Here is a 13,219-nt window from a genome sequence, read left to right as displayed (position 1 = left end):
AGTGTAACGAGATGAGTCAGATGCCGCCAGAACACCACTTTGCGCGTAGGCGCGTCATCGCCTTAAGGCATCGAGGTAATGTAGCGAACAAGATGATTCAGTATATTGGCGCTTTGGCAATGTCTAAGCGCATTGAACAATGCAGCGTTGTTGGCGTTTCGATCCCGGAATGGGGGATTGAAATTCCAGACGATACGCAAAGTCAGATTTTTCTTGATAACATAGATTTGTGGACTTGGGATGCCTTTCGACCTCACGTTGGTGAGATTTGCCGTCTTGCGAACAGAAGCGAGTCGGTGCGAATAATGATGGCTGACCATCTGCAAAGGATGGAGTTCCTTGACCTACCTCAAGATTATCACTCACTTTTTCCATACAGTTCTCCAGAACGGAAAATTGGCGAGGGTGATCTACTAATCAATATTCGAACTGCCGAAATCCTACAAGGCATAGCTCACTATCCGCTTCTTCCAATAGATTTCTATGAGGATGTGGTCGCTTCGACGGGACTGAATCCGGTGTTTGTCGGACAGCTCGGCGATTCAGAGTATGTGCGACAACTTAGATCCCGCTTCCCAAAAGCTGTCTTCTACGACAGCCAAGGAGCCAGGGCCGACTTTGATTTGATTCGTTCAGCAAAGAACATTGTCGTTGCGGTCAGCACGTTCTCCTGGTTAGCGGCATGGCTTTCCCAAGCGCAGACGATCTTCCTTCCGCTCAGTGGTTTCTACAACCCGGCGCATCATCGCGAGGTCGATCTGCTGCCGATCGATGATCCTCGTTATAGATACTTTCTATTTCCGTTGAACTATGGAGTCCCGGAGGAACAGAGCCTGGAATACCATCGCCGGATATCAGGTAGATGGAAAGAGATATCGCGCAATCAGGTTGCGCTGCTGAAGACTTCCGCTCCATTCCTGCGTGTGCCGAGAGAAAATTACGACAGCGGCTTGCCGTCGAGAACCGCGCAGGGGTCTGCCATCACCTTCGATTCCATCTGGTACGCACATCGATACATCGACGCTGCAATGGAGATAAGCGAAGGGTGGTTCGAGGATCCACTGCACCACTATCTCGAAGTTGGTAGGCTGCGAGGCTATCAGCCAGTTCGCCAATTCGATGGACATCCTCCCATAGATCTTTCGATGCCCAACCTCGCGCTCAAAAAGCGAGCGACACAAAGTTCGTTGAGCCAGTGGTCCGTTGGATCGACCTTGGAGGAAGACGCAGGGAATGCAGTAAATGGAAATCCAGCAAAAGCACTTGGATTTCATACTGAAAATATCGAAACCCCGTGGTGGATGGTAGACCTTGAAGAACCCTCTCAAGTGTTCGCCATTCGGATATTCAACCGAGACCGTATTCCGGAATGGATGCAGCGCCGAACGTCGCCCATTGTAGTCGAAGGCTCGAATGACGGCGATCTCTGGAAGCTGATATTCAGCACTGAGCCCGGTCAAATCTTCGGCGGATATAGCGCTGGAATGCCACTGGTGTGGTCCTCTGACTTACCTGTGGAGGCACGCTACGTTCGGATTTCGATCCCTCGCAAAGAGTATCTCCATCTTTCCGAGGTGGAGATTTACGGTCGCCAACAGCGCACAATCCACGGGACAGGCGGATGATACGCGGGTGCCGCGCCCGGCAGATCAGTCGTCGGTCTGAAGTGGAACAAAAAATGCAATTCGGGCGGCGGTCGTTGCCATGCGACTCCCGCGGTCAAGTCCGTTCCTTGGGCACCAAGAAGTAGTTGTCATCCATAGGTAGGGATTCCTGGATCATATAGTGAAAAGCGCTGCACCAGGCCTCGAGCTCCTTGCGAGCCTGAGGCCAAACCTCGACCAGCAGATTTGGCCGCCGGAGCTCGATTGTATTCTTCAATCCCTTGAGCACTTCAAATTCAGCACCTTCGACGTCAATTTTAATGAAACCAATCGGCTTCTGATACAGAAGATCGTCGCCGGGAATGCATTTTACGTCCCCAAGGTCGTCGGGCAACATTTGAGCGCCACCAATATTTCCGATTGATGGATAATGTACGCGCATTGTCCCAGATTTTGACGACAGCGCCAAACCAAGATGGTCCAAATTGATTTTGGAACATCCGTTGAGTGACATATTTATCCTAAGTATGGCTATCGCAGCTGGATTGGGCTCGAACGCGATCACCTCGGATGGATTACAAAATTTTGAGAGGAAGATGCAGTGATTGCCAATATTGGCACCTATGTCGACGAATGTTTTTTCCGGTAGACATTGACGCCTGATGAGATTGAGCGCCTCGCGGTCATAAAAATCTCCACGTAGCAGCAACGATTGAATGTAATCGGCTCGGTTCGATATAAAGAAATTCACTATCTGACCGTCAATTCGATGCCTAACTATCGATCCGCTTACCTCGGAAGCATCATGCCGAAAATGGAACAGCTCCCAGCTTTTGCACTCTGTTCTCGACAGCGAAACGCGGCCATCCGGTTCCGCGCTGAGGAACAATCCGCTTTTCCTCAGCCCGAATTCCTTCCTGTTAAAAATTACGAGGGCAAATGAGTTGATACTATCGTCATAGTTACTTCCATCATTCTTTTTGAAGGAAAACCCATTTGAGTATGAAGAAAGCCTAACTATATCTTGATTGAAGTATGCGTCGGAGAGTTTTGGATCTGATTCGCCGCCCTCTGGAATTAATACAGTATTGAAAGGAGTGGCCTCAAAAGGTCCATGTCGGAGTTCGTTTGAGCTCGGATCGACGAACAACGTCGTACCATGTGAGGTGAAAAGGCGGCTGGCTGAGCCGATACGATCAGGATCCGCATTCATGACGATAGCCTCTCTTGGTTCCATCGCAAGGTAAGCGACTTTCCGAATTTTGCCAAAGACGAGCGTCATGCTGAAAGGCGGTATCAGAAGGGCTTGGAGGGCAGATCGAATATGAAACGGCGTGATTTCATCCTTGGCGCAGGAAGCGCACCAATGCTATTTGCTCAGCCCAAGTTGACCTGCTGGGGCGTTACTCCTGCAATGGCCGCTCCCTCCACCCTCCTCACCGCACCCATCGAGCTTGCCGGCGACTGGGGCCGCATGCTGGAGGGCGCGGCAGATCAGGTCGTCGAGCGCATGCGGCATGCATGCCTTGACGGCGTCCGGCTGCTCTCCGACCGCCAGCCGACGCGGCTGCGTGTCGACGAGCACACTTCCGGCACGCCGGCGATCTGGCTGCATCCGGACGGCAGTAGCATGGCCTGGATCATCGTCGATATCGGCGAGCGTGACTGGTCGAAGCTCGCCTACCAGTTCGGCCACGAGCTCGGCCATGTACTCTGCAACAGCTGGCAGGCGGACGCCAAGCCGGCGGCGCCCTGCCAGTGGCTCGAGGAAGCAATGGTGGAGGCCCATTCGCTGCGCGGGCTCGGGCGTCTGGCGAAAAGCTGGAAGGAGGCCCCGCCCTTCGCCGGCGACAACGCCTTCGGCGATGCCATTGCCAAGTATCGCGAAAACATCATCCGAGGCTATACCGCGCTTGCCGACAGCCAGGGGCTCACCAGCGACGCCGCGGCGTGGTTCGCCGGCCATCGCAGCGAGATCGAAATACCCGGCCTCAATCTATTCGCCCAGGCGATGTCCGTGACCATCCTCGCCGAATACGACCGCGCGCCGGATTGCGTCGAGGCGCTGGGTGCACTCAACCGCTGGCCCGGCCGCACCGGTCTACCGATCGCCGAGTATCTCCGGCGTTGGGAGGCAAGCTGTGCCGAATTGGGCGCTTCGTCCAGCTTGCCGATCCGCCTGCGTGACCTGCTGCACGTTCCGCAATGGGCCAAGTAGAGACCCCGGAGGTCTTGTCTCGCCGATTGCGTCATCCAGCTGCGCCGCTGCGACGGCGCACTCCTAGCAAGCCTCGACCAGCGCCAGGCATGCCGGCCAGGGATGGTCCATGAATCATCGGCATCCACGCCGGATGAAGATTGCCAAGCTTTGGTAGAGTGATTATACCAGTTGATAACATGACGATTGGTTGATCCATCGTTGGACATTGGGAGTAGTGATACATGACGACGATTGCACTGTTCGGTGCCGGCGGGAAAATGGGTTACCGCCTGTCGACTAATTTTCGCGGCTCGCCTTACACGATACGCCATGTCGAGGTCAGCGAGGCCGGCCGCGAGCGGCTGAAGTCGGGGCTGGGTTTCGATGCCGTCAGTGCCGATGACGCACTCAAAGGCGCCGATATGGTGATCCTGGCCGTTCCCGATACACATATCGGCAAGGTCGCGGCAAGCATCGAGAGCAAACTCGCGCCAGGCACGATGGTGGTGGTGCTCGACGCCGCGGCACCATTCGCCGGCCATCTGCCCAAGCGGCCGGACCTGACCTATTTCGTCACCCATCCCTGTCATCCGCCGATCTTCAACGACGAAACCGACATGGCGGCCAAGAAGGACTATTTCGGCGGCGTCAAAGCCAAGCAGCACATGGTTAGTGCGCTGATGCAGGGCCCGGAAGAGGACTATGCCAAGGGTGAGGCGATCGCCAAGATCATCTGGGCGCCGGTGATGCGCTCGCACCGCGTCACTGTCGATCAGATGGCGCTGCTCGAGCCGGGTCTTTCGGAGACCGTATGCGCCTCGCTGCTCGTCGTCATGAAGGAAGCCGTCGATGAAGTCGTTGCGCGCGGCGTCGACAAACAGGCGGCTCTCGATTTCCTGCTCGGCCATATGAACGTCCTCGGCGCTGTCATCTTCGGCGAAACCAAGGGCGTCTTCTCCGACGCCTGCAACAAGGCGATAGAGTTTGGAAAGCCGGTGCTGATGCGCGACGACTGGAAGCGCGTCTTTGAGCCGGAGGAGATTGCCGCCAGCATTCAGCGCATCACCTGAAGCGAAGCTCAGGCGGAACGGCCGGAAGGGCCGAGACCCTTGGATGATAACAGCGCTTGCGAGGGTTTGGGCCGTCGACGCCCTCGTGAAAACGCGCTTATCAGGTACATATCATCTGAATTTGTGATTGACTCATCATACCAGTTGGCTTAGCTATTTCTTAAGCTCAGACCACGGCTTCGCAGGGAATTCGTGGCCTGGACCAGCGGAGGACTGCCGGGGGCACGACGGCCCGGGTGATGCCGGCAAACAAACGGTTTTTGAAACTGAGACGATCCGCGGTCTGAAATGCAGACAGCGGCCTGAATTGTTTTTTCAAACGGGAGGACTTCATGAAACTGACACGCAGAATGACACTGGCGGCTTTTGCCGGCATGCTGGCGCTTGGCACGGCCGCACCAGCCTATGCTGCCGATCTGATTGCCATCATCACGCCCTCGCACGACAACCCGTTCTTCAAGGCGGAAGCTGTCGGCGCGGAGGCCAAGGCCAAGGAACTCGGCTATGAGGCGCTGGTGCTCGTCCATGATGACGACGCCAACAAGCAGTCCGAGCTGATCGACACGGCGATCGGCCGCGGTGCCAAGGCGATCATCCTCGACAATGCCGGCGCCGACGCCACCGTTGCCGCCGTGCAGAAGGCCAAGGACGCGGGCGTGCCTTCGTTCCTGATAGATCGCGAGATCAATGCCACCGGCGTTGCCGTCGCACAGATCGTTTCCAACAATTACCAGGGCGCCCAGCTCGGCGCGCAGGAATTCGTCAAGCTGATGGGAGAGAAGGGCAATTTCGTCGAACTCGTCGGCAAGGAATCCGACACCAATGCCGGCATTCGCTCCAAGGGTTATCACGACGTCATCGACGACTATCCAGATCTGAAGATGGTTGCCCAGCAGTCGGCCAACTGGAGCCAGACCGAAGCCTACGCCAAGATGGAATCGATCCTGCAGGCCAATCCGGACATCAAGGGCGTCATCTCCGGCAACGACACGATGGCGATGGGCGCCTATGCGGCGCTGGTCGCGGCAAACCGCAAGGACGTCATTGTCGTCGGCTTCGACGGATCGAACGACGTACGCGATTCAATCACGGCGGGCGGCATCAAGGCGACAGTCCTGCAGCCGGCCTTTGCGCAGGCGCAGATGGCGGTCGAGCAGGCCAACGACTTCATCAAGAACAAGAAGTCGCCGGCCAAGGAAAAGCAGCTGATGGACTGCCTCTTGGTCAATGGCGACAACGCCCCCAAGCTGGAAACCTTCGCGCTGACCAACTGAGCCGGCGTGACATGAATAGCGAGGGGCGAATCTCGGTTCGTCCCTCGCCGCCATTTTCTGCGGATGCCGACCATCATGCCGAGGCCGCCATGCTGAACAACAAACCGCCATGCTGAACAAGCCGACCTGGCCGATCCTTGCCGTGACACTCGGCATCAGCCTTGCCAGCTGCAAGGTTCTGCCGACCCCCTCGGGTGATGGCGGCGGCGCTGCCGCCTTCAATCCCGACAAGATGGTCGAGGCGTTGTGGGCGGCGAAGGTGGTGCCCTATCTCAGGCAGAAAGCCGGACCGTTTCCCGAGGTTCATGCCCTGGCGAAAGCCGACCCGGCGGCTGCCGGCGCCAAATACGGCAACCCGAACAAGCAGGCGAATTCGCCGTGGACCTTCGCGGTTCGTGTTGACGGCAAGATCGTTGCCGCAAACACGGGCTCGCGCGCGGCGACGATGGATATCGATGTCGACGGCGACGGCAAGGCGGATGCACGCGTGCAGATCGGTCCCGCCATGCGCGGTACGGCGCTGCGCGACAGCCTCGACTTCGTCCAGTTCAACGACTTCACCAACCAGATCGACTTCGCCCAGTTCGGCAAGGCGTTCAACGCGTATGCCGACAAGACCGTGCTTTCGAAGCTGCCGCGTGAAGCGCTGGAAGGCCGCATCGCCAAGGTTCTCGGCGCCTATACGCTCGAAGGCAGCCAAGACCTGCCGCTGGTGACGCCGGCGGAGGCAGAAATCGGGCCGCGGCCATGAGCGATCACGATGTCATTCTGAAGCTGGAGGACGTCTCCAAGGTCTATTCCGGCACGGTCGCGGTCAAGCGCGCGAATTTCGAGGTGCGCAAGGGCGCGGTCAATGTGCTGGTCGGCGAAAACGGCGCAGGCAAATCGACGCTGATGAAGATCATCGCCGGCGTCGAACGACCCACTGCCGGCCGGATCCTCCTGGAAGGGGAAGAAGTTTCCTTCTCGTCATCCGCCGACGCGGTGAACCGCGGCATCGGCATGGTGTTCCAGGAGCTGAACCTGTTCGGCAATTTGACCGTCGCCGAGAACATCTTCGCCACCCGCGAGATCACCAACCGGTTCCGCAAGATCGACCGCAAGCAACAGGAGCGCCGCGCTGCGCAATTTCTCGAACGCCTGCAGGCCGGGATCCGGCCCGACATGCTGGTCGAGGATCTGCGCATCGGCCAGCAGCAGCTGGTCGAGATCGCCAAGGCGGTTTCGCTCGATGCGCGCATCCTGATCATGGACGAACCGACTTCTGCACTGAGTTCCGCGGAAGTCGAGATCCTGTTCAAGGTGATTGCCGACCTCAAGGCGCGCGGTGTGGCCATCGTCTACATCTCGCACCGGCTCGAGGAGCTGATCCGCATCGGCGACTACATCACCGTGCTGCGCGACGGGCAAATCACCGGCCAGGAGGAGATGAGAAACGTCGACACCCGGTGGATCGTACGGCAGATGATTGGGTCCGACGCCAAGGATTTCGCCAAGGCCGATGGCCATGTTCCAGGCGAAGAAATATTCCGCACCCATGACATCTGCCTGCCGCGTGCGACCGGCGGTCTTGCGGTCGACCACGTCTCGCTGTCGCTGCGCGCCGGCGAGATCCTCGGCATCTACGGCCTGATGGGCGCGGGACGCAGCGAGCTGTTCGACTGCATCATGGGCCGCCATGGCCAGGCCACAGGAGCGATCTTCATTTCCGGCAAACAGGTCAAGGAGCGCGACACGACGCGGCGCATCCGGCGCGGGCTGGCGCTGATCCCCGAAGACCGCCAGCGCGAAGGGCTGGTGTCTATCCTCTCCGTTGCCAGCAATCTGACGCTGGCCAGCCTGTCGCGGTTTGTCCGCCTGTTTCATATCCGCGGCGGCCCCGAAAGGCAGGCGGTGGTGCAGATGGTGCGGGAACTGGCGATCAAGGTTGCCGATCCGGCGCAGGAAGTCTCGTCGCTGTCCGGCGGCAACCAGCAAAAGGTGGTGATCGGCAAGGCGCTGCTCACCGGCCCGAAGGTGCTGCTGATGGACGAGCCCAGCCGCGGCATCGATGTCGGCGCCAAGGCCGACGTCTTCCGCACCATGCGCAAACTGTCGCGCGACGGATTGGGCATCCTGTTCGCCACCTCGGACCTCGACGAGGTGATGGCGCTGTCCGACCGGATCGCGGTGATGAGCAATGGAAAACTGACCGGCATGTTCGATCGCGCCGAGGCGACGGAGGCCGCGCTTGTCGCCGCCTCGGCGCTTGGCCACGGCCCGGTCCCGCACACGGAGTACACCGCCCATGACTGACATCCCGGCCAAGGCGGCTATTCCCTCCGCATCGAGCGGCTCGCTGCTGCTGACGCTGATGAAGGCGAGGACCTTCATCGCACTGATCGCCGTGCTGGTCTTCTTCTCGATCGCGGCCCCGAATTTCCTGTCGACAGCCAACCTGATCCTGATGTCGAAGCACGTGGCGCTGAATGCGTTCCTCGCCATGGGCATGACCTTCGTGATCATCACCGGCGGCATCGACCTGTCGGTCGGCTCGATCGTCGGCCTGTGCGGCATGGTGGCCGGCTATCTCGTGCTCAACGGCATCGACCTGCAGATCGGCTACACCATCTATTTCAATGTCGTCGAGATCGCGCTGATCACGCTGGCGGTCGGCATCCTGATCGGCGCCGTCAACGGATTGCTGATCACCAGGCTGAACGTCGCGCCGTTCATCGCCACGCTCGGCGTGCTCTATGTCGCGCGCGGCCTGGCGCTGCTGTCGTCGGATGGACGCACCTTCCCCAACCTTGTCGGCAAGCCGGAACTGGGCACCACCGGGTTCGGCTTCCTCGGCGCCGGCCGGCTGCTCGGCCTGCCGGTGGCGATCTGGATCCTGATCCTCGTTGCGCTGGCGGCCGCCTACCTCGCCAAATACACGCCGCTTGGCCGCCATATCTTCGCGGTTGGCGGCAACGAACGGGCGTCGCGAATTTCGGGCGTCCGTGTCAACACGGTGAAGATGTTCGTCTATATGTTCTCCGGTTTCTGCGCGGCAATCGTCGGCCTGATCATCTCGTCCGAGCTGATGGCCTCGCATCCGGCGACGGGCGAAAGTTTCGAGCTCAATGCCATCGCGGCGGCGGTGCTCGGCGGCACCTCGATGTCGGGCGGTCGCGGCACGATTGGCGGCACCATAGTCGGTGCCTTCGTCATCGGCATTCTTTCGGACGGGTTGGTGATGATGGGGGTGAGTTCTTTCTGGCAAATGGTGATCAAGGGCCTGGTCATCATTGTCGCCGTCGTCGTCGACCAGGCGCAGCGCCGGCTGCAGAGTCGCGTGACATTGATGCAGATGGCAAAGGCAGGCTGAGCATGGTGGAATTGCGAGGAGCGCTGATCGGCTGCGGCTTCTTCGCCGTCAATCAGATGCATGCCTGGCGCGACATCGCTGGCGCCACGATCGTCGCCATTTGCGACCGCGATCCCGACCGGCTGAGGATCGTCGGCGACCAGTTCGACATTACCAGGCGCTACTCCGACGCGATGGCCCTGTTTGATGGCGAGAACCTGGATTTCGTCGATATCGCCACCACGGCGCCCAGCCATCGGGCGCTGGTCGAGATGGCGGCGCAACACCGCGTGCCGACGATCTGTCAGAAACCGTTCGCGCCAACGCTTGCCGATGCCAAGGCGATGGTGAAGGCATGCTCCGATGCCGGCGTGCCGCTGATGGTGCACGAGAATTTTCGCTGGCAGTCGCCAATCCAGGCAGTGCGCGCCGTACTCGACAGCAACGAGATCGGCACGCCGTTCTTCGGGCGCATCTCGTTCCGCTCCGCCTTTGACGTGTTTTCCGGCCAGCCCTATCTGGCAACGGGAAAGCGCTTCATCATCGAGGATCTCGGCATCCACATCCTCGACACAGCCCGCTTCCTACTGGGGGACGTCTCGACGATCACGACGCGAACGGCGCGCATCAACCCTGCTATCGCCGGCGAGGACGTGGCGACCATGCTGATGGACCATGCCAATGGCGCCACGTCGGTGGTCGACTGCAGCTACGCCACGACGCTTGCCGTCGAACCGTTTCCCGAAACGCTGATCGAGATCGACGGAAGCGATGGCACGATCCGACTGGCACAGGGGTATCGGCTCACCGCCACCGGCAAAAGCGGCACGGCGGTCAGCGACGTCTCGCCGCCGCTGCTGCCCTGGGCATCGCGTCCCTGGCACAACATCCAGGAAAGCGTCGTTGCCATCCAGCAGCACTGGGTCGACTGCCTGGCGAAGGGAACGGAGCCCGCGACCTCGGGCGCCGACAACGTCAAGACCTTCGCACTGGTCGAGGCCGCCTACGCCGGTGCTGCAAGCCGCGAGCCGGTGCAGCTCGACACTTTGCTCAGATGACTGCCGACACCTTTCACCTCTACGGCACGGATGCGACCGAGGTCGAGCCGGTCCGGCTGAGCGCCGGTGCGCTCAGCGCCGACTTCGTCAACGGCAATCTGCGCACCGTCCGCCATGGCGGTACCGAAGTGCTGCGGGCCATCGCCTACATCGTCAGGGATCGCGACTGGGGCACTTACGAGCCCGAACTGACCGACCTTGTCATTGACCAGGGCGATGACACTTTCTCGATCCGCTATTCGGCAAGCTGCACCGGGCCGGACGCGAGCCGGCTCGGCTTCCGCGCCACCATCAAGGGCTCCTCCGATGGCCAACTGGTCTTCGACGTCAGCGCCCTTCCCGAAAGCGATTTCGAAACCAATCGCTGCGGCTTCTGCGTCCTGCATCCGATCGCCGGCCTCGCCGGCAGCCCGGTGACGGTCGAGCACACCGACGGCACCACGGTCGCGACCAAGCTTCCGCTGCTGATCGACCCGTGGCAGCCCTTCAGGGATTTGCGTGCGATCACGCATGAGGTGCGGCCGGGCGTCAGTGCCGAATGCCGGATGGAAGGCGACGTGTTCGAAATGGAGGACCAGCGCAACTGGTCGGATGCCTCTTACAAGACCTATGTGCGGCCACTCGCTTTGCCGTGGCCCTATGTGCTGCCGGCCGGCCAGCCCCTGCGCCAGACAATCAGCCTGCTGATCACCGGTGAAGGCAAAGCACCGGCTGCCGCCGTGGCCAGCGAACCGGTCCGCGTTAAGCTCGGCGAGGCCGGACCGAGGAAGCTGCCCGATGTCGGCATGGTCATCTATCCCGAGGATGTCGAGACGGCACCGGCGACCCTGTTGACGCTGTCGACACTCGGCCCGCAACAGCTGCTGTTTCACTACGATCCAACGCGCGGCCATGGGCTCGACGCCTTGCGATCCTTTGCCCGGCTCGCGGCAGCCTACCCGGCCCGGACGACGCTCGAATGCGTCGTTGCCGGCGTGGGCGATCTCGAGGCTGAATTTTCAGCCGTCGCCAGCTTGGTGCACCAGGCAGGGCTAGAACTTTCGGCCATCGCCGTCTCGCCTTCGGTCGACCGGCAGTCGACGCCGCCGGGGAGCGCATGGCCGGAGTGCCCGCCGCTGGAAACCGTCTATGCCACCGCCCGCCGCGCCTTCCCCGACATCCGCCTCGGCGGCGGCATGTTCAGCTATTTCACCGAACTCAACCGCAAACGCGTGCCGGCAGACCTGCTCGACTTCGTCACTCATTGCACCTGCCCGCTCGTGCACGCGGCCAACGATCTCAGCGTCATGCAATCGCTGGAGACGCTGCCCTTCATCACCCAATCGGTGCGAGCGATCTTCGGAGAAACACCCTACCGGATCGGCCCGTCGACGATTGCCATGCGTCAGAACCCCTATGGCGGCGCGACCAAGTCCAATCCCCGGGGACAGCGCATTGCCATGGCCGACCGCGACCCGCGCCATGCCGGCCTGTTCGGTGCCGCATGGACGATCGGCTATGCGGCACGCGTCGCACCGGCGGGGCTTGAGATGCTGACGCTCTCCGGCTCGACAGGGCCGTTCGGCGTGCTGGCGGGACCGGGCGAGCCAGTCGCGGAAGGATCACCCCGGCCGATCTTCAGGGCTATCAAGGGGCTTTGCGAACTGGCCGGCCTCGCACATGTTGCGGCAACGACGAGCGATGAGACCAAGGTGGTGGCGCTGGCCGGGCGCTCCGCTTCCGGTCAGACCATCGTGTGGCTGGCGAACCTGACAGCGGAGGACGTGCCGGTCGACATTTCAGCGCTGGGCAGAGGCCAGCTGGTGATGACGCCCTACGCGATCACCCGGTTCGGCTGAACCTGCGGATTCACTTTTCGGAGTTCATCACATAGAGCGCACGCGAGCGCTCGAGGTGCTTGATCATCGCCTTCTCGGCACCGTCGGCATCCTTCTTCTCGATGCGGCCGATGATCTCTTCATGCTCGGTCAGCGTGAACTTTTCCTTGCCGGTCCAGATCAGCATTTCGGTGTGATATTCCTTCAGCCAGCCCAGCATCGCCTCGCTGACGGCGACGTAGATCGGGTTGCCCGAAATCGCCGCGATCTGGGTATGAAACTTCATGTCGGCGGATATGAAGGCTTCGGAATCACCGCGAAAGCTGCGCTGCTCGGCAACGGTTGCGCGCAACCGCTGCACATCCTCGGCGGTGGCTTTTTCGGCTGCTTCCCTGACCATGCCTCGCTCGAAGAAGATGCGGGCGTTCTTGAGGTGCTCCAACGTGTCTTTCGACGACGACAGGATGATCTTGGCTGCGCCGTCGACCTGCCTGATGATCGACTTGGCGGTCAGCTGCAGCACCTTGGCGCGCTCGCCATGCGAGATCGCCACCAGCCCCATATTGCTCAGCGCCTGCATCGCCTCGCGGATCGCCGGACGGCCAACCTCGAAGCGTTCCATCAGTTCGCGCTCCGAGGGCATGTCATCGCCCGGCATCAGTTCGCCGCTGGTGATCAGGCGCTTCAGCCGCAAGAAGACCTCGTCGGAAAGCTTACGCCGGACAATCGGTTCGGAACGGTTCATCGTCACGAATCACTCCCTTGATCCGGCCTATCTAACACTGCCGCCACAATTCCCGGAAATTGCGGTCGGGTCGACCCGACCAAACTTCCACTCGGATATCTCTTGCAATACTTATGTACT

The 13,219-nt window shown here is 60.3% G+C and carries 11 protein-coding genes; 9 read left to right on the top strand and 2 right to left on the bottom strand.

Annotated elements, in window-relative coordinates; genetic code table 11:
* The first annotated feature begins 11 nt into the window (after positions 1–11).
* The gene (locus tag CGZ66_RS00825; protein WP_095080539.1) at positions 12–1,625 is read left to right on the top strand and encodes a discoidin domain-containing protein; all 1,614 of its coding nucleotides are present in this window, start codon (positions 12–14) and stop codon (positions 1,623–1,625) included.
* A gap of 94 nt (positions 1,626–1,719) precedes the next feature.
* On the opposite strand, the gene CGZ66_RS00820 is transcribed toward CGZ66_RS00825, so the two are convergent.
* Positions 1,720–2,886 carry an FkbM family methyltransferase gene (locus CGZ66_RS00820; protein ID WP_095080537.1) on the bottom strand — a complete coding sequence of 389 codons (1,167 nt, stop codon included), beginning with the start codon at positions 2,884–2,886 and terminating at the stop codon, positions 1,720–1,722.
* 84 nt (positions 2,887–2,970) lie between these two features.
* Here CGZ66_RS00820 and CGZ66_RS00815 point away from each other — a divergent pair, with 84 nt between their 5' ends.
* From CGZ66_RS00815 to apnL, 8 genes are all read left to right on the top strand, one after another.
* On the top strand, positions 2,971–3,822 hold the full coding sequence (locus tag CGZ66_RS00815) for a hypothetical protein (RefSeq protein WP_095080536.1): 852 nt from the start codon (positions 2,971–2,973) through the stop codon (positions 3,820–3,822).
* A 224-nt stretch (positions 3,823–4,046) separates the two neighbouring features.
* Positions 4,047–4,874 carry a phosphogluconate dehydrogenase C-terminal domain-containing protein gene (locus CGZ66_RS00810; RefSeq protein ID WP_095080535.1) on the top strand — a complete coding sequence of 276 codons (828 nt, stop codon included), beginning with the start codon at positions 4,047–4,049 and terminating at the stop codon, positions 4,872–4,874.
* Between the two features lie 332 nt (positions 4,875–5,206).
* Entirely contained in the window at positions 5,207–6,148 is a 942-nt protein-coding gene (locus CGZ66_RS00805) for a D-ribose ABC transporter substrate-binding protein (RefSeq protein ID WP_095080533.1), read from the top strand.
* Between the two features lie 109 nt (positions 6,149–6,257).
* A complete protein-coding gene (locus CGZ66_RS00800; protein WP_095080532.1) occupies positions 6,258–6,899 on the top strand; it encodes a DUF2291 family protein in 642 nt (213 codons plus the stop codon).
* Positions 6,896–8,443, top strand: a complete 1,548-nt coding sequence (locus CGZ66_RS00795; protein WP_095080530.1) for a sugar ABC transporter ATP-binding protein — start codon at positions 6,896–6,898, stop codon at positions 8,441–8,443. The genes CGZ66_RS00800 and CGZ66_RS00795 overlap by 4 nt, the downstream gene beginning before the upstream one ends.
* Positions 8,436–9,500 carry an ABC transporter permease gene (locus tag CGZ66_RS00790; RefSeq protein ID WP_095080528.1) on the top strand — a complete coding sequence of 355 codons (1,065 nt, stop codon included), beginning with the start codon at positions 8,436–8,438 and terminating at the stop codon, positions 9,498–9,500. The genes CGZ66_RS00795 and CGZ66_RS00790 overlap by 8 nt, the downstream gene beginning before the upstream one ends.
* 2 nt (positions 9,501–9,502) lie before the next feature.
* The gene (locus tag CGZ66_RS00785) at positions 9,503–10,537 is read left to right on the top strand and encodes a Gfo/Idh/MocA family protein (RefSeq protein WP_095080525.1); all 1,035 of its coding nucleotides are present in this window, start codon (positions 9,503–9,505) and stop codon (positions 10,535–10,537) included.
* The gene (gene apnL, locus CGZ66_RS00780; protein ID WP_095080523.1) at positions 10,534–12,375 is read left to right on the top strand and encodes a D-apionate lactonase; all 1,842 of its coding nucleotides are present in this window, start codon (positions 10,534–10,536) and stop codon (positions 12,373–12,375) included. Before CGZ66_RS00785 ends, apnL begins: the two co-directional genes overlap by 4 nt.
* Before the next feature lie 10 nt (positions 12,376–12,385).
* Here the strand turns inward: apnL and CGZ66_RS00775 are convergent, their stop codons facing one another.
* Positions 12,386–13,099: a transcriptional regulator NanR gene (locus CGZ66_RS00775; RefSeq protein ID WP_095080521.1), complete on the bottom strand. Its 714-nt coding sequence runs from the start codon at positions 13,097–13,099 to the stop codon at positions 12,386–12,388.
* Between the last annotated feature and the right edge of the window lie 120 nt (positions 13,100–13,219).

This window comes from Mesorhizobium sophorae, assembly GCF_002270415.1.
In the GTDB taxonomy this organism is placed as follows: domain Bacteria; phylum Pseudomonadota; class Alphaproteobacteria; order Rhizobiales; family Rhizobiaceae; genus Mesorhizobium; species Mesorhizobium sophorae.
Note: the sequence above shows the minus strand (reverse complement) of the source record. Positions and strands in the feature narration are given on the sequence as shown.

Bases quoted from the DNA above. Each gene is read 5' to 3' on its own strand.
- apnL (WP_095080523.1), top strand. From the start codon at position 10,534: ATGACTGCCGACACCTTTCACCTCTACGGCACGGATGCGACCGAGGTC.
- CGZ66_RS00785 (WP_095080525.1), top strand. From the start codon at position 9,503: ATGGTGGAATTGCGAGGAGCGCTGATCGGCTGCGGCTTCTTCGCCGTC.
- CGZ66_RS00820 (WP_095080537.1), bottom strand. From the start codon at position 2,886: ATGACGCTCGTCTTTGGCAAAATTCGGAAAGTCGCTTACCTTGCGATG.
- CGZ66_RS00805 (WP_095080533.1), top strand. From the start codon at position 5,207: ATGAAACTGACACGCAGAATGACACTGGCGGCTTTTGCCGGCATGCTG.
- CGZ66_RS00790 (WP_095080528.1), top strand. From the start codon at position 8,436: ATGACTGACATCCCGGCCAAGGCGGCTATTCCCTCCGCATCGAGCGGC.
- CGZ66_RS00810 (WP_095080535.1), top strand. From the start codon at position 4,047: ATGACGACGATTGCACTGTTCGGTGCCGGCGGGAAAATGGGTTACCGC.
- CGZ66_RS00825 (WP_095080539.1), top strand. From the start codon at position 12: ATGAGTCAGATGCCGCCAGAACACCACTTTGCGCGTAGGCGCGTCATC.
- CGZ66_RS00775 (WP_095080521.1), bottom strand. From the start codon at position 13,099: ATGAACCGTTCCGAACCGATTGTCCGGCGTAAGCTTTCCGACGAGGTC.
- CGZ66_RS00815 (WP_095080536.1), top strand. From the start codon at position 2,971: ATGCTATTTGCTCAGCCCAAGTTGACCTGCTGGGGCGTTACTCCTGCA.
- CGZ66_RS00800 (WP_095080532.1), top strand. From the start codon at position 6,258: ATGCTGAACAAGCCGACCTGGCCGATCCTTGCCGTGACACTCGGCATC.
- CGZ66_RS00795 (WP_095080530.1), top strand. From the start codon at position 6,896: ATGAGCGATCACGATGTCATTCTGAAGCTGGAGGACGTCTCCAAGGTC.